The sequence below is a fragment of the Streptomyces sp. NPDC048483 genome (genome assembly GCF_040651455.1).
Classification (GTDB): Bacteria; Actinomycetota; Actinomycetes; order Streptomycetales; family Streptomycetaceae; genus Streptomyces.
In genome coordinates, this window is the sequence record NZ_JBEZJZ010000002.1 from 202372 (window position 1) to 217519 (window position 15148).

The 15148-nt window shown below is 72.0% G+C and carries 16 protein-coding genes, 1 other RNA gene and 1 pseudogene; 9 read left to right on the forward strand and 9 right to left on the reverse strand.

The window, feature by feature from the left end; all coding sequences use genetic code 11:
• Positions 1 to 173 precede the first annotated feature (173 nt).
• The 3 genes from AB0D04_RS02010 to AB0D04_RS02020 are packed head-to-tail and all read right to left on the reverse strand — an operon-like array spanning position 174 to position 798.
• Complete coding sequence (locus AB0D04_RS02010) at positions 174 to 344, reverse strand: hypothetical protein (RefSeq protein WP_362698217.1); 171 nt, start codon at positions 342 to 344, stop codon at positions 174 to 176.
• Positions 341 to 544, reverse strand: coding sequence for a hypothetical protein (locus AB0D04_RS02015; RefSeq protein WP_362698220.1), 204 nt, complete (start codon positions 542 to 544; stop codon positions 341 to 343). Before AB0D04_RS02015 ends, AB0D04_RS02010 begins: the two co-directional genes overlap by 4 nt.
• Positions 541 to 798, reverse strand: a complete 258-nt coding sequence (locus AB0D04_RS02020) for a hypothetical protein (RefSeq protein ID WP_362698223.1) — start codon at positions 796 to 798, stop codon at positions 541 to 543. The genes AB0D04_RS02015 and AB0D04_RS02020 overlap by 4 nt, the downstream gene beginning before the upstream one ends.
• A 169-nt stretch (positions 799 to 967) precedes the next feature.
• On the opposite strand from AB0D04_RS02020, the gene AB0D04_RS02025 reads away from it, so the two are divergent.
• Together AB0D04_RS02025 and AB0D04_RS02030 are read left to right on the forward strand one after the other, a co-directional pair.
• The gene (locus AB0D04_RS02025) at positions 968 to 2206 is read left to right on the forward strand and encodes a helix-turn-helix transcriptional regulator (RefSeq protein ID WP_362698226.1); all 1239 of its coding nucleotides are present in this window, start codon (positions 968 to 970) and stop codon (positions 2204 to 2206) included.
• Positions 2207 to 2220: 14 nt separating this feature from the next.
• The gene (locus tag AB0D04_RS02030; RefSeq protein ID WP_362698229.1) at positions 2221 to 2595 is read left to right on the forward strand and encodes a hypothetical protein; all 375 of its coding nucleotides are present in this window, start codon (positions 2221 to 2223) and stop codon (positions 2593 to 2595) included.
• Positions 2596 to 2659: 64 nt separating this feature from the next.
• On the opposite strand, the gene AB0D04_RS02035 is transcribed toward AB0D04_RS02030, so the two are convergent.
• Complete coding sequence (locus AB0D04_RS02035; protein WP_362698232.1) at positions 2660 to 2974, reverse strand: hypothetical protein; 315 nt, start codon at positions 2972 to 2974, stop codon at positions 2660 to 2662.
• Positions 2975 to 3360: 386 nt separating this feature from the next.
• Between AB0D04_RS02035 and AB0D04_RS02040 the strand changes: the two genes are divergently transcribed.
• Together AB0D04_RS02040 and AB0D04_RS02045 are read left to right on the forward strand one after the other, a co-directional pair.
• Positions 3361 to 3687: a helix-turn-helix domain-containing protein gene (locus AB0D04_RS02040; protein WP_362698273.1), complete on the forward strand. Its 327-nt coding sequence runs from the start codon at positions 3361 to 3363 to the stop codon at positions 3685 to 3687.
• A 5-nt stretch (positions 3688 to 3692) separates the two neighbouring features.
• Positions 3693 to 4961: a tyrosine-type recombinase/integrase gene (locus tag AB0D04_RS02045; RefSeq protein ID WP_362698235.1), complete on the forward strand. Its 1269-nt coding sequence runs from the start codon at positions 3693 to 3695 to the stop codon at positions 4959 to 4961.
• Positions 4962 to 5153: 192 nt separating this feature from the next.
• Here the strand turns inward: AB0D04_RS02045 and rnpB are convergent.
• Positions 5154 to 5565: RNase P RNA component class A (gene rnpB, locus AB0D04_RS02050), an RNA gene on the reverse strand.
• Positions 5566 to 5642: 77 nt separating this feature from the next.
• Between rnpB and AB0D04_RS02055 the strand changes: the two are divergent.
• Positions 5643 to 6273 (forward strand): annotated as a pseudogene (locus AB0D04_RS02055) (MerR family transcriptional regulator).
• Positions 6274 to 6758: 485 nt separating this feature from the next.
• Here the strand turns inward: AB0D04_RS02055 and AB0D04_RS02060 are convergent.
• Positions 6759 to 8243, reverse strand: a complete 1485-nt coding sequence (locus AB0D04_RS02060; RefSeq protein WP_362698238.1) for an RNB domain-containing ribonuclease — start codon at positions 8241 to 8243, stop codon at positions 6759 to 6761.
• A gap of 200 nt (positions 8244 to 8443) precedes the next feature.
• On the opposite strand from AB0D04_RS02060, the gene yaaA reads away from it, so the two are divergent.
• Both yaaA and AB0D04_RS02070 read left to right on the forward strand, forming a co-directional pair.
• Positions 8444 to 9241: a peroxide stress protein YaaA gene (gene yaaA, locus AB0D04_RS02065; protein WP_362698276.1), complete on the forward strand. Its 798-nt coding sequence runs from the start codon at positions 8444 to 8446 to the stop codon at positions 9239 to 9241.
• Between the two features lie 134 nt (positions 9242 to 9375).
• Positions 9376 to 10038 (forward strand): bifunctional 4-hydroxy-2-oxoglutarate aldolase/2-dehydro-3-deoxy-phosphogluconate aldolase, encoded by a 663-nt coding sequence (locus AB0D04_RS02070; protein WP_362698279.1) that lies wholly within the window; start codon positions 9376 to 9378, stop codon positions 10036 to 10038.
• 261 nt (positions 10039 to 10299) lie between these two features.
• Here AB0D04_RS02070 and AB0D04_RS02075 read toward each other — a convergent pair whose 3' ends face one another.
• From AB0D04_RS02075 to AB0D04_RS02085, 3 genes are read right to left on the reverse strand one after another with little or no spacing between them, the layout of a single operon-like run.
• Positions 10300 to 11487 carry a bifunctional RNase H/acid phosphatase gene (locus AB0D04_RS02075; protein ID WP_362698241.1) on the reverse strand — a complete coding sequence of 396 codons (1188 nt, stop codon included), beginning with the start codon at positions 11485 to 11487 and terminating at the stop codon, positions 10300 to 10302.
• Between the two features lie 3 nt (positions 11488 to 11490).
• Entirely contained in the window at positions 11491 to 12234 is a 744-nt protein-coding gene (locus AB0D04_RS02080; RefSeq protein WP_362698282.1) for a C4-type zinc ribbon domain-containing protein, read from the reverse strand.
• On the reverse strand, positions 12231 to 13097 hold the full coding sequence (locus AB0D04_RS02085) for a Nif3-like dinuclear metal center hexameric protein (RefSeq protein WP_362698244.1): 867 nt from the start codon (positions 13095 to 13097) through the stop codon (positions 12231 to 12233). Before AB0D04_RS02085 ends, AB0D04_RS02080 begins: the two co-directional genes overlap by 4 nt.
• A gap of 285 nt (positions 13098 to 13382) precedes the next feature.
• Here AB0D04_RS02085 and AB0D04_RS02090 point away from each other — a divergent pair, with 285 nt between their 5' ends.
• Entirely contained in the window at positions 13383 to 14900 is a 1518-nt protein-coding gene (locus AB0D04_RS02090) for a hypothetical protein (protein ID WP_362698247.1), read from the forward strand.
• A gap of 8 nt (positions 14901 to 14908) precedes the next feature.
• Positions 14909 to 15076 carry a hypothetical protein gene (locus AB0D04_RS02095; RefSeq protein ID WP_362698250.1) on the forward strand — a complete coding sequence of 56 codons (168 nt, stop codon included), beginning with the start codon at positions 14909 to 14911 and terminating at the stop codon, positions 15074 to 15076.
• Positions 15077 to 15148: the final 72 nt, after the last annotated feature.

Genomic DNA, 15148 nt, shown 5'->3' on the forward strand with positions numbered 1-15148 from the left:
GGGACAGGGCCTCTTCAACCTGTCCCAAGTGCCGCCGGGCGGCGACCATTCCCCACGGCGGCGTTCGGGGACCGGGGCGGCGGGGGCACGAAGCCCCGGTCCAACCCACCCACGGGGGTGGGCGGGAGTCGTCCGGCGGCGCGGGCTTCACGGGGGCACCGCGCCGCCGGGGATCAAGGGGCCGCCTCGCCAGCGACGACGAGGGACACGACCAGGACGGAAACCGCGATGACGTACAGCACCTGCACGGCGATCTGCCGCCACCCCCACCGGACACGTAACCGGCGCGGCCGCTGCTGACGGAGGACATCGTCCAGGCCGGCGAGGAGCTCCTCGCCCCTCACGGCCGGTCCCACGCACCACGGCGGGCCAGAATCCTCACCGCGCCATCCGTCGCCGCCCACGGCTCCGGGAACAGCCCACCGCCATAGCGCCGACGCAGCAGGAGAACACCGTCACGCACGTCCGTGACTACGGCCTCGACGCCACGGGCCAGGTCGCGCACCAGGTCCCCGACCTCCGCCGGTCGCTGCTCGTCGCTCACCGTGCGGCCTCTTTCGGGAGCGCGGCCGCGATCTCATCGGGGGTGGCCGGCCGCAGCGCGCCCGGCTCCGCCTGCCAGGCCGGAGCCGACCCGGCCAGCGGCACCACCAGGGCGACGTCCGGCGGCACCGCCGGGTACGCCTCCGGGTCCGCCACCCGGCCGACGGCATCCGCGATGACGTCGTAGACGGCCGTGCCCGGCGCGTAGTGCACGTTCGTGCTGGCCTGCATCTTCTGGGGGATACCCGTGGTCATCGTCGCCGCCTCGAAATTGTCTGCGGGGCGGGCCCGCCTGCGACGGGTGGACGCCAACAGGCCCGCATGTCCCAAGAGTTCCGCGGCAACTTCGGTTACTCCACGGCATCCATGCGGCAGTCTTGATGCACACCTGATGCACGCGCCGGATGACGGGAAGGGGGCGGCGGTGGGTCTTGCCGAACGGCGAAAATCCCTGGGCTACAGTCAGGAGAACTTCGCCCACGCGCTCGGCGTCGACCGAACAACGGTCGGCCGATGGGAACGCGGAGAAACCGCGCCGCAGCCACAGTTTCGGCCGCCGCTGGCCGAGGTGCTGCAAGTGGACCTTTCCGAACTTGACGCCCTGGTGGCCCAGTCGGGGGCATCTTCCCAGGACCCCGAAAGGGCGCGGCCCAGCGATCACTACAGCCCAGGGGACACAGACGACATGATCCGCCGCAATTTCCTCCGGACCATAGCTGTGACGGGCGCGCTGACAGCCCTGCCGCCCGCTGATGTCGAAGCGGTCGAAGACCGGCCGGCCACCGACTTCCGACGGATGAACACCCACCTCTGGCAGGTCTATCAACTCGCCCGGTCTAAAGGCTCCGTCGCTGCGGTCGTGCGTGATCAGCTCAGCGCGCTGACCGACGCGCTTAAGACGAGCCGGAAGACCGGCGCACTGTGCAGCGCGGCCGGTGACCTCTTCCAGCTTGCCGGAGAACTGTCCTTTGACAACAACCGCTACACCGATGCGGCGGCGTCGTACACCCTCGCGGCGTCGGCCAGCAAGGAAGCCGGAGCCTATGACCTTTGGGCCTGCTCCTTGGTCCGGCATGCCTACGTCGATGTGTACGAACGCCGGTACCGCGCGGCAGCAGACATTCTGTCGGCCGCGGAGAGAGTCGCTCGTCGCGGAGACAGTGCCCTGTCCACGCGGTACTGGGTCGCGGCCGTCCAGGCTGAGGCGCTCGCCGGCTCGGGTGATCTGGCGGCCTGCGAGCGCGCCCTCGCGGAGGCCGAACGAGTGCAGGAGCTGACGACGCCTGGCCATAACGGGGGATGGCTGAGGTTCGACGGATCACGATTGGCGGAGGAACGGGGAGCCCGGTACGTCCAGCTCGGACGTCTCGACCTGGCAGAGAAAGCCCTGATGGACGCACTGAAGCAACAGGATCTTGCCGTGGGCCAGTCGTGGCGTCGCCGCGGCGTCGTGCTCGTGGACCTGGCCGCGATCGGTGCCAAACGGCGGGATCCCGAACAGGTCGTCGCCTACGGGCGCCAGGCCGTAGAACTTGCTCGGGCGTCGTCGTCTGGGTACGTCGGTCGTAGACTCCGCGGACTGCGAGCCGAGTTCGGACCGCTGACCAAGGCGGCCGGGGTGGCTGAGCTGACCGCGGAGATTGACGCACTGAGCACGGCGTGAAGAGAGGGAGTGGCATGTCGACCATTGAGGGCGCGCGACTGTTCCGGGAATCCTGGATCGCGGGCGTACGCGAGCACTTCCCCGGAGAGCCGAAGGCCGGCTACGTGACGCCATGGGAGGACACCCCGGAGTGGGAGCGTGAGGCCGCGGGCGCCGTCTACGAACAGGTACGACAATTCCTCGACCTGAGCGCCGGCCACGCCTCCCGACTGACACCCGAGCAGAAGGGCCGGTTCGTCGCAACGTGCTGGACAGCCCAGATGTACCGGCACTTCGAGGACCCGAAGCCGGGGTACGTCGCGGACTGGCTAGACCTGCCGGACTGGCAGCAGAAGACCGACACGGACATCTTCGAGGCGATCGAGAGGGCGATGGCGACGGCGCAGTAACCTCCGGCTCCACGGCGGCCCGCTCTCCCTCGGGAGGCGGGCCGTCGGCGCGTGCGGTCTGCTCCTACAGCGCGGCGTCGGCAGGAAGATCCCGCCTGTCCCGTGTGATGGCGTACCGCCGGTAGGCAAGCGCTTCGTCGGCCGTCAGGCCCACCTCCCCGATGAACCACCGGAAGTTGGGGTCAGCGGCGACCTCCGCATCGGAACGGTCGGCGGAAGCTCCGCGCAGGATGATCTCGCCGAGCTGTCGACAGCGATCAAGCTCGGCGGCGACCATTGCCCGGCCTTGAGCAACACCCTCTTCCCAGCGGAGGACGGTGATGTACTTGCCGCCGGCTCGCCGGGCCTTCTGCGCGGCGGTGGGCTGATTCTTGGGCATCGTGTGCTCGTCTCTCGGCGGTCTCCCACGCTCCCGCCGGATCGCCATGCCGTACGGAGCGCGGGCCCCGGAGGACCTTGGCCGGTCGATCACCGCGGCGTGGGCGCATGGTGTCGGCGGTAGGCGGTACGCGTCTAGCCGGGCGGGAGACTACCGGCTGGCGCCCGCAGCACGGCGTCATGTGTTGGCCTCAGCTTCGACAGCTCTCGCCTCCCACCGCGAAGACTGGTGACGCGTCTCAACGAGGGAAGCATTGGCACAAAAACGTTTCTTCTGTCTTCTTGATTCGCGTTTGTTGCGATCTGCGGGTCAGAGTGCCCTGAGCGGGATGACACGCCGAGATGCACCTAAGTGCACCTAAGTGCGTCACTTTTGATTGGATGCCGATGCCTTCTGCTGCCCGATCCGGCCGGCCTGGCCGTAAGGCGTGCGCCTGTGGCGCACCAGATCGTCTCCTGACTCCTGTTGAGGCAGCACGGCAGCTAGGTATCAGCCCTGGGACGCTCAAGAACTGGGCGCGGGAGGGCCGGATCCGCTCCTACCCGCTGTCTCCCCACCACGGGGCGCGGCGCAGGTATTCCGAGCGCGAGGTCACCGGGCTCGTAGAGCTGATCAAGTCCGGTGAATCGGCCCGGCCACCGCGAACTGCTGGTACATCTGCCGGTCGACGCGCCGACGTTGGCGCGCAGACCGAAGGGACCACGGCAGCGTGACAGGAATGAGTGAGCGGCCGTACGACCGCTGGCACAAGAAACACCCGAAGTCCGACGACGAGCCGTGCCGGTGCGGGTCGAAGAAACATCCGCTGTATCCGTCGGCCGATCACGGCCGGGGGATGTGGTGGCGGGCGCAGTACGTCGACCCCCACGGCCAGACGCGGAGGCCCACCTTCGCGCACTGGGACGAAGCCATGCAGAAACTCGCCGAGGCCCGTACGGACTTGCGGCGCGGAACGTGGACCGATCCGGATATCGGCATTGAGCCCGCGGCCGCTCTGGCACGTGCGTGGGTGGAGGAGTGGGTGCCCAGGAAGTACAAGAACAAGAACACGCGGAACACCTACACCTCACACATGGACACGCATCTGATCCCGTTTCTGGAGAGGCGTCGGCCCCTACGGGTCCGGGATCTGCGCCGCAGGGACAGTAACGCCCTGGTGGACGCGTTGGCGGAGGCTGTCGAATCCCGGACCTACCTGAAGCAGATTTTCAAAACGTGGAGAATCTGGATTAATTGGCTGATCGATGAAAGGGATGTTCCCCTCCCAGCCAACGTCGTCTCTCGGGTCGCGCTGCCTCCGGCGTCCAAGCGCAAGCCCGCCAAGATCGCGCCGGAGGACGTCGCCCGGATCGCGGCCTGCATCGATCCTCGGCTGGAGGTCACGGTGTGGATGGCGGCCTGCGGCGGCCTTCGAGAGGGCGAGGTCTTCGGCATGACGCGGGACCGCGTCGACTTCCTCCGCAAGCGCTGGTACGTCGAAGAACAGCGCCAGGAGGGCCAGGCGGTGGAGACCAAGACGAAGGCGAGCATGACGTGGATCTCCATCGACGACTTCCTGGTCGAGAAGATCGCGGCGCACCTCGCGGCCGGCTATGACAAGTCGGCGCCCGTGGCCGCTGCATCGGAGGCGCGTCGGCTGCGGCGCGGCTATGTGGCGCCGCCGGAGGAGGGGCTGATCATCGTCAATGCCCAGGGGCGAGCGCTGCGGCGGCAGATGTTCAATGATCACTGGCGGGCCGCGGTAGAGGCGGCCGGGGTGGACCCCCGCGCCGTCTTCCACGACCTGAAGAAGTTCTACACCCGGACCCTGGTGAAATCGGGTGATCATGATCCGAAGACGGTGCAGCGGCTTTCGCGGCACGATCGTTTCGAGGTCACCTGGGACATCTATGCCGAGAGCGGCGAGGGGATGGAGGAGGTGCACATCTCCGCGTTCTCCAAGGCATTCACTCCGAAGGGTGACGATTCGTCACGAGCTACGGGGTGAGGCAGTAGTTCGCGGTTCGGGGTAGCAGCGCGACCCGGACCGTGCATGCGAGTATGCAAGGTGTCATCGAGAGACTCGCCGTGGCGCGAGGTCCGGTGTCGCTGATGGTAAAAGCGTCGCCGGGCTGATTCGCCCCGGATTTGCCCCCGCAAGGGGCGTGGCTCGCATCTGCGCAGGTCAGAGCGAGGGTGGCGGACGAGTCGGCCTGTACGCCGGGTTCTGTCTCCCCCGGTCCTTGCGGGCCGAGGGGAGGCGGCCATCCATCTAGGGCTGCCGTTGCCGGCAGCCTCGTGCGGTCTACCCGCGGACTCGGGCGGGCAGCCCTCGGTCATCCGCGCAGAGCCATCGTCCCTTCCGGAACGACAGCTCCTCTTGACCTTGCTCCGGGTGGGGTTTACCTAGCCCTCCGAGTCACCTCGGAGGCTGGTGGTCTCTTACACCACCGTTTCACCCTTACCGAGGCCTTGCGGCCCCGGCGGTCTGTTTTCTGTGGCACTGTCCCGCGGGTCACCCCGGGTGGGCGTTACCCACCACCCTGCCCTGTGGAGCCCGGACGTTCCTCGGGGAGACCAGAAGGTCCCCACGCGGCCGCCCGGCCGGCTCGTCCGCCGTGCCGACCATGCTACCCGGCCCGCTACGGCCGCTTGACCTTGCCGCAGCGGCAACGTTCCTCCTGGCCCCATGAGAATCGGGGAACTCGCAGGTCTGGGCGGCGTCAGCACGCGCGCCGGACGCCACTACCACCACCTGGGGCTGCTGGCCGAGCCCGCACGCCGCGCCAACGGCTACCGGGAGTACGGGCCGCCGGACGCCGTCGCGCTCGCGCGGGTGCGCCGGCTGACGGAGCTGGGGCGGGCTGGACGAGGTGCGGGACGTACTCGCCGACGACTCCGGGCGCGAGCTGCACGAGGTGGTGGCGCTGCTCGATTCGGTGGGGGAAGACGGAGGGGGCAAGCGGGTGCTGGAACTGCTCGGGGAGGTGACCGCGGCGCCGGGGGCGATGGAGCGGACGTACGAGGTGTAGGGGCTGCTCGACGCGCTGACGGAGGCCACGCCGGACGATCCGCGGGTCGCGGAGGCCGCGCAGGCGCTCGCCGACTGCGTTCCGGACGCGGTGATCGCCCGGATCGACGGTTTCGGCGGGCAGAACTGGGAGCGGGTGGCCGGGCAGGGCGCCGCGGCGGACAGCGGTTTTCTGGCGGCGTACTACGCGCACTCCGCGCCCGCGCAGGCCGAGGCCGTACGCCGGGCGATCCGGCTGGTCGCGGAGCGTGCACAGGGAGCGGGGCCGCGGCTGGCGGGGGCACGGTGAGCCGGGGCAGCGCGCTGCCCCGGCTGGCCGCCTACGAGGGCCGGTGGCCGGCCGGCCTGGTGTGGTGGGTGGCGCGCCGGCGGATCGGGGTCGCGACGGGCGACCGGGCCCTGGCGTATGCGGCGGGGCAGGCGGCGTTCACGTACGGGCTGACGTTTGTGTGCGTGGTGGAGACGGTCGTGGTGGAGACGGTCGTGGTGGGTGTGCTGTTGGCGGACCAGCTGGTGGCGCACGGGGTGATGCCGGCCGTCGATGTCTACACGGTGCTGATGATGGTGGGGTTCCAGGCGGCGGCGGTCACCCGGCCGCATGTGCTCGGGGCGGACACCCTGCTGCTGCGTGCCGGCGCCCGGAGGGAGATACGGATCCCTCTGGAGGCGATCGCCTCGGTACGTCGTGATCTCCGGTCCGCCCACGGCGGGAAGGGCGCCCACGACGGGAAGAGCGAGGAAGGGGTGGTGGCGATGGCGGTGAGCGGGCGGCGGTCAGGCAGGGGTGAAGCGGACGAGGGCGTGGCCCGGGTCGGCGGCGGTGAGGCGGACCGGGATGCGGTGGCCGAGGGGGAGTTCCGGGCCGTCGGGGGTGGTTTCGACGGGGCCGATGACGGCCGGGTCGGAGAGATGGACGGTGCCCTGGGTGGGGTCGTCCTGGTCGACCTCGACCACCAGGGCGTCGAAGGTCTCGCCCACCCGGTCGCGGAGCACGGCCGCCTCCACCAGGTCGACGCAGGCCCGCTCGACCCGGTTGGCGCGCTGGGTGCCGGTCTCCATCTCGTGCGGCAGGACGGCCAGCGCGCCGCGGACCCAGTCGGCCGGTGCGGTGCCGGCCGAGGCGGCCAGGCACAGCTCGGAGGTGTAGCGGTCGACCAGCCGCCGCAGCGGCGCGGTGGCGTGCGCGTAGGGGGCGGCGACGGCGGCGTGCTGGGCGGCGGAGGGGTCGGGCGGGGTGCCGTCGAAGGCGGTGTAGCCGGCGCCGCGCAGCAGGGTGGTGCACTCCTGGAGGAAGGCCGCGTGGGTGGCGCGGCGCGGGTCGAGGGTGCGGATGAGGGCGGCGTACGAGGTGTGGTGGTGCCAGTCGACGCCCAGGGCGCGGGCGGTCAGCCGGAGCCGGGCGACCGAGCCGTCGGGGGCGATCGGGAGCGTACGGAGGATGCCGATGCCGGAGGCGAGCATCAGCTCGGCCGCGGCCATGCCGGTGAGCAGCGAGATCTGGGCGTTCCAGGCGTCGGCCGGGAGCGGGGCGCGGTAGGCGAGGGTGTAGCGGCCGTGGTGCTCGACGATCTGCTGCTCGGGGACGTTGAGGGAGATGGCGCCGCGGGCGACCTCCTGTTCTTCCCGCAGCAGGCCGATCTCGCGGAGCAGGGCGAGCGGTTCCTCGGCCGTCCCGTCGTCGATGACCCGCTGGACGCCGGCGTAGTCCAGGCGGGCGCGGGAGCGGACCAGGGCGCGGCGTACGGAGGTGGTGGTCAGGGCGCCGTGGTCGTCGAGGTCGAGTTCCCACAGGACGGCCGGGCGGTCCTGATCGGGGAGCAGGCTGGCGGCGCCCTCGCTCAGGGCGGGCGGGTGCAGGGGGACGCGTTCGTCGGGGAAGTAGAGGGTGGCCACGCGGTGGTGCGCCTCGGCGTCGAGGGCGCCGCCGGGGGTCACGAAGGAGGCGACGTCGGCGATGGCGTAGTGGACGCGGAAGCCTCCGCCGGGCCGGCGGGAGAGGAACATGGCCTGGTCGAGGTCGAGGGAGCCGGGCGGGTCGACGGTGAAGAGGGGGAGGTCGGTGGCGTCCTCGAGGGTGTGCTCGGTCACGACTGCCCCGTCGGGGGCCGGGATGCGCGGGGCACGGGCGGCGCTCTCCGCCTCGGCCTGTGCCGTGGGCGGGAAGTGGTCCGGGATCTCCAGCTGTCCGCGCAGGTCATGCAGGGCGGCGCGGAGCGGGGCCTCGGCGGCGTCGGTCACATGCATATGGCGACGGGGCATGGAACCGAGCGTATGGCGGCCCGGCGCCCGTGGCGCGGTGTGATCGTCCGCCCAGCGCTCCCGGCGCCGCCGGCGCGGGTGATCGTCCGCCCCGGGGGCGGCGCTTCCCACGAGGTGAGCGGGTTCTTCGGGCGCCCGGCGCAGGCCATACGCTTTTGTGGGGCCGCACCCCCGCCCGTACCGCCATGAAGGAGAACACCGTGCTCGTGCTGTTGCCGCCGTCCGAGGGGAAGGCCGCGGGGGATGGAGGTCCGACGTTGGACGTGGGATCACTGTCACTGCCAGGGCTGAACGCGGCGCGCGAGGCGGTGCTCGAGGAGCTCGTCGAGCTGTGCGCGGCGGACGAGACCAAGGCCCAGGAGGTGCTCGGGCTCAGCCAGGGGCTCAAGGGCGAGATCGCCAAGAATGCCGGGTTGCGCGCGGCGGGGACTCGACCGGCCGGGGAGATCTATACGGGGGTGCTGTACGACGCCCTGGGGCCGGCCTCCCTGGATGCGCGGGCGCGGGCGCTCGCCGAGGAGTCGCTGCTGGTGTTCTCGGGGCTGTGGGGCGCCGTACGGATGGGCGACCGGATTCCTTCCTACCGCTGCTCGATGGGCGTGAAGCTGCCCGCGCTGGGGGCGCTGGGCGCGTACTGGCGGGCGCCGATGGCCGAGGTGATGCCCGAGGCGGCCGGGGAGGGGCTGGTGCTCGATCTGCGGTCGGCGGCGTATGCGACGGCGTGGAAGCCCAAGGGCGAGGTCGCGGGGCGTACCGCCACGGTGCGGGTACTCCAGTCGAAGATCGTCGACGGGGTCGAGAAGCGGTCGGTGGTCAGCCACTTCAACAAGGCGACCAAGGGGCGGCTGGTCCGTGACCTGCTGACGGCGGGGCTGCGGCCGGAGGACCCCGCGGAGCTGGTGGAGGCGCTGCGCGGCCTCGGCTACGCGGTGGAGGCACAGGCCCCGGCCAAGGGCGGCAAGGCGTGGGGCATCGATGTGATCGTGACGGAGCTGTAGGACATAGGACGTCGGACGTAGGGCGCCGGGACGGGCTGTGCGTCGGGACGGGCTGTCCCCTGTGAGGCCGCCCAGCCCCAGTCGGTTGCAACATGCGCAACGGTCGTTGCGAGGAGTGGTCCAGTGGACGCACTATGGGCGGCGTGACCAGCGCCGCCTCCTCCCCCGTGCCCGCCGCCACCCCCTCGGTCCTCGGGCTCGCCCCCGTCATCCCGGTCGTCGTGCTGCAGGACGCCGCCGATGCCGTTCCGCTCGCCCGTGCGCTTGTGGCGGGCGGGCTGCCGGCGATCGAGGTGACCCTGCGGACGCCGGCCGCGCTGGACGCCATCCGGGCCATCGCGGACGAGGTGCCGGACGCGGTGGTCGGCGCCGGCACGCTCCTCACCCCGGAGCATGTCGCGGCGGCCCGCGCGGCCGGCTCCCGCTTCCTGGTCAGCCCCGGCTGGTCGCCGCGGCTGCTGGGCGCGATGAAGGACTCCGGGGTGCCGTTCCTGCCGGGCGTCTCGACGGCCTCGGAGGTGGTGACCCTGCTCGACGAGGGCATCACCGAGCTGAAGTTCTTCCCGGCCGAGGCGGCAGGTGGGACGTCCTACCTCACGTCGCTGGCCGCCCCGCTCCCCCAGGCCCGGTTCTGCCCGACCGGCGGAATCGGTCTGGCCTCGGCGCCCTCGTATCTGGCACTGCCGAACGTGGGCTGCGTCGGCGGCACCTGGATGCTCCCGGCCGACGCGCTGGCCACGAAGGACTGGACGCGGGTCGAGCACCTCGCCCGCGAGGCGGCGGCGCTGCGCGGCTGACGGCGGGCGCATGTACGGCGCGGCGGCGGGCGCCGAGGCTCGTTGCGAACAACCCGCCCCGTGACCTGCGCCGTTCGCAGCACAGCCGGGGTTGTTCGCTCCGCCCCCTCCGCCGGGCCGGAATGACACGCGAAATGGACGGTGACCCGTGACGCCTCGTCAATTTCCGTCCGGATCAAGGGCAGTGCGGCCCGTCGGCCCGGCGGCGGGCACGCTCCGCAGCAGCCGAGCGCGCCGCCGCCGTCGACCGGCGTAACCGGCTCAGCGCAGGTGGGAGGTGTCGTTCAGCAGCCGCAGCGAGGCGTTGCCGTCGGCGTAGTACGCGACCGCCGACAGCGACGCCGCGGACAGTTCCATGCGGAACAGCGACTCGGGCGGGGCGCCCAGCGCCAGCCGGACCAGGGTCTTGATCGGCGTGACGTGGGTGACCAGCAGGACGGTCCGGCCGGCGTAACGGGCGATCAGTTTGTCGCGGGTGACCGAGACCCGGCGGGCGACCGTGGCGAAGGACTCGCCGCCGCCGGTGGGTGCCGCCTTGGCGGAGCCGAGCCAGGTGTCGAGGTCGTCGGGGTAGCGCTCGCGCACCTCGGCGAAGGTCAGGCCCTCCCAGACCCCGAAGTCGGTTTCGCGGAGGCCCTCTTCGATACGGACCTCCAGGCCGAGCCGGGCGGCGACCGCCCCGGCCGTCTCCCGGCAGCGGCGCAGCGGTGAGCTGACGACGGCCTGGATCGTGCCGCGGGCGGCGAGCGCGGCGGCGGTGGCCTCGGCCTGGCGGCGTCCGGCGGCGGAGAGTTCGGGGTCGTTGCCGCCGCTGCCGGAGAACCGCTTCTCTGGCGTCAGCGCGGTCTCGCCGTGTCGCAGCAGGACGAAGGTCGCGGGCGCGCCCAGGTCGGGGGCGCCCCAGCCGCGCGGCTCCGAGGGGGCCTGGGCCGCCTCGGCGGCCTCGTCGGCGGCCCGCGCGGCGGCGCTGCGGGTGGGCGCCGCGGCGGCGCCCGTGGCCAGGGCCGCCTTGGAGACCCCCGGCTCCCACTGCTTGCCCTGCTTGCCCGCGTCCATCGCCTCGTTGGCGAGCCGGTCGGCGTGCTTGTTCTTCGCCCGCGGGATCCACTCGTAGGTGACCTGGCCGGACGGGAAGACCGTCGCGGCCTCGGCGGCCAGCGGCTTCATGTCCGGGTGCTTGATCTTCCAGCGCCCCGACATCTGCTCGACGACCAGCTTGGAGTCCATCCGTACGTGGACGGTGGCCTCGGGGTCCAGGGCACGCGCGGCGCGCAGCCCGGCCAGCAGGCCCTTGTACTCGGCGACGTTGTTGGTCGCGGTGCCGATGAACTCGGCGGCCTCGGCCAGCGCCTCACCGGTCGCCGGGTCGAGGACCACCGCGCCGTAGCCGGCCGGCCCCGGGTTGCCCCGGGACCCGCCGTCCGCCTCGACGATGAACGTCCGGGTCATGACCTACAGGCCCGAGTCGGGCGTACGGACCAGGATGCGCGTGCAGTTCTCGCACCGGATGACGGTGTCGGCGGCGGCCGCCCGCACCTCGTTGATCTCGGTGATGTTCAGCTCCAGGCGGCAGCCCTCGCAGCGGCGCTGGGAGAGGCGGGCCGCGCCGACGCCGCCCTCCTTGGTGCGGATCTTGTCGTAGAGCTTGAGGAGGTCGGCCGGGATGTCGGCGACGGTCAGCTCGCGCTCCTTGGTGACCGTGTCGCGCTCGGCGTCGATCTCGGCGTAGGCGGCGTCCCGGCGCGCGGCGGCGTCGTCGGCCTTGGCCTGGATGGCCTCGACGCGGGCGGTGAGCTCGGTGACCCGCTCCTGGGCGGCCTCGCGGCGCTCCATGACCTCCAGGACGACGTCCTCGAGGTCGCCCTGCCGCTTGGCGAGCGAGGTCAGTTCGTGCTGGAGGTTCTCCAGGTCCTTGGGGGAGGTGACGGCACCGGAGTCGAGGCGCTTCTGGTCGCGGGCGGCGCGCTGGCGCACCTGGTCCACGTCCTGCTCGGCCTTGGTCTGCTCGCGGCTGGTGTCGCTCTCCTCGGTCTGCGCGGCAACCAGCAGGTCGCGCTGCTGGATGAGGTCGGCCTCCAGGGTCTGCAGTTCGGCCAGCTCGGGCAGATTGTGGCGCCGGTGCGCGAGCTGGGTGAGCCTCACGTCCAGGTCCTGGACGTCGAGGAGGCGGATCTGGTCGGCGGGCGCGGCGTTCAGCGGGGGGCTCCTGTGGTGTTCGTCGGGGTGGTCAAGGGGGCGGACGCCGCGTGGGCGGTCCAGGGGTCGGTGACCGTACGGGAGACATGCGTGCGCAGGCCCCAGTCGTGCCGGTCGGAGACCGCGTCGAGCTGGGCGGCTGCCTGCTCGCACCACGGCCACTCGGTGGCCCAGTGGGCGGCGTCGAGCAGCGCCAGCGGGGTCTGCTGGGTGGCCTCGGAGGCCGGGTGGTGGCGCAGGTCGGCGGTGAGGAACGCGTCCACACCGGCCGCCCGTACGTCGTCGAAAAGGCTGTCGCCGGAGCCGCCGGAGACGGCGACGGTACGGATCTCGCGGTCCGGATCGCCGGCCGCCCGGATGCCCTGCGCGGTGGCGGGCAGCCGGGCCGCGGCGTACGAGGCGAAGTCGGCCAGCGTCATCGGGTGCGCCAGCTCGCAGATCCGGCCGAGGCCCCGGCGGCCGTCCGGGTCACCCGGGTCCGGCACCAGCGGGCCGATGATGCGCAGGTCCAGGGCGCCGGCCAGGGCGTCGGAGACACCGGGGTCGGCGGTGTCGGCGTTGGTGTGCGCGACATGCAGGGCGATGTCGTGCTTGATCAGGGTGTGCACGACCTTGCCCTTGAAGGTCGAGGCCGCGACCGTCGTCGTACCGCGCAGGTAGAGCGGGTGATGGGTGACGAGGAGGTCGGCGCCGAGCGTCACCGCTTCGTCGACCACTTCCTGGACCGGGTCGACGGCGAACAGCACACGGCGGACCTCGCTGTCGGGGTCTCCGCAGACCGTGCCGACGGCGTCCCACCCTTCGGCCCGCTCGGGGGGCCAGAGGGCGTCGAGCGCGGTGAGGACTTCAGACAGTACGGGCACGGGTGGAAGGTTACCTCCCAGCTGTGACAGCGGCGGGGTCGTTGCTCCGGCGGCTGCTCCACCGGGCACCGCGGCGAGGCCGTGAGCGGCGCCGGCGCTCCTGGTGACCGTCGTCGCGCGTGGCCGGTCCGACTGTACGTATGGCGGAAATGCGAAGCACACCCGCCCCTCCCCCGACCGGCGAACCGGACAACTGCCACCCTTATGCGTGAAGTGCGGCAACTTGCGTTGATCGGCCGGAAGTGCGAAAACTACCGTCGCTTCCTGACTGGAGGTGACCACTCGATGACGATCTGTGCCCCTGAGGGCGCCACGGCGCTCAACAGTCCGCACCGCGCGGCGCTGACGATCGCCGCCGATGGCTCGTACGCCGCGCGGCTCGCCCGTCACGACGACGCCGCCGGGAGCCGGTTTCCGGAGCGCTGGACGCTGAGCGGCCCCGAGCCGTACGCCGTGCCGCTGCCCGGCGTCCAGCCCGAGGAGCCGGACAGCGAACTGCTGCCGCTCGCCGACGGCCGGGTGCTGATCCTGCGCCGGGTCGCCGACCGCTTCGCGCTCTCCCTGCTGTACCCGACGGGTCCGGGGACCGGCGAACTCCTGCTGGGCGCCGTGGAAGCGCGCGAGCTGACCCTGCTGCCGCCCACGCCGGGCGGGAGGCTCGGCTACGCCCTGGCGCCCGGCGCGCGCGGCACCGTGCTGTGGCTGGTGCACGGCGGGGCGTACGGCCCGGAGCGGGTCACCGAGATCCCGGGGCGCTGCACGGGCGGCGTATGGCTGGATCGCGACGGTCGGCTGCTGGCCCTGGACCGGGAGCTGGCGGGCCGCACGAAGACCGTGGTGCTCGACCTGGAGCGGGGCGGCGAGGCCAGCCCACTGCTGCAGATCACCGAGGAGAGCAACGACCGGCTGCTGCTGGCCGATCCGGGCAGCGGACTGCTGCTGCTGCGGTCGGACGCCCCGGGGCACGACCGGCTGGGCTGGGGTGTGCTCGGCAGCAGCCTGCCGGTGCGCTTCCCGGAATGCCTGCGTCCGGCCGACGGGTTCGTCACGCCGTTCGCCGTCCAGCCCGGCCAGATGCTGATGCCGGAGAGCTGCGCGGTGGCGTTCCGGATCGATACGGCGAACGGGACGCGGCTGGGCGTGTGGCAGCCGTCGGGGCGGCAGTTGCGGCGGCTCCCGGTGCCGGAGGGGTGGCTCGAGGGAACCGGACTGTGGACGGCGGGCGGCGAACTGCTGCTGCCGTGCGCGACGGACGCGGCGCCGTGCGGGGTGGCGCGGATGGCCGTACCGCTGGAGCCGGGGACGGAGCCGGGGCCGGGAACGGGGTCTGGGACGGGGCCGCGGCAGATGCAGGTGCCGGTACGAGTGGCGGGGACGGAGTCGGGGTCGGAGGCGGACGGCGGGGGGTCCGGTTCGCGTACGGAGCCGCGGGGCGGGCCGGAGTGCACACCGGAGCCGGCTCCGCGGGCCGGGGCGGACGCCACGGCGGGAGGCGAGGGCGGGATTGTCCCGGATGCAGGGGATGCCGACAACGGCTCCACATCATCTGCACAACTTCCGGACAGCGGAGCGGAACCGCCGAACGTCCTCTCGCATCCCCAAATGTGCAGGCCAGTACCGCTGCAACAGGCACCTCTGGCGGCCCAGGAGGCCCGGTGGAGCGCTATTTCCCGCCAAGTTAGAATTCCGTCGGGGGCTACGCCGCCGGTTGACCCGGCCGCCGACAGTTCCGCCTGGGGTCAGCCCCGGCGGTTGCTGGGGGAGGTCCCGACGCGTACAGCTGTAAGCGATCTGACGGAGTGACTGTTTTCATGTCCGAAGCCCGAACCGACACGACCGAGGCGCGCCCCCAGGAGGGGTCCGTCCAGGCCGCCGAGGCGGCAAGCTCCGGCAGGCACCGTGGCCCGGCCGCCGCGGAGGAGCGCCAGGCCGATGTGCACGGCCGGCACCGCCGGGTGAAGCAGACCCAGGACGCGTAACGCGCCTGCCAACGGCCGTGGCGGGCCCCCCCCCGCGCCGGGGGGGGGGGCCCCGCCCGGGGGGGGGGCCCC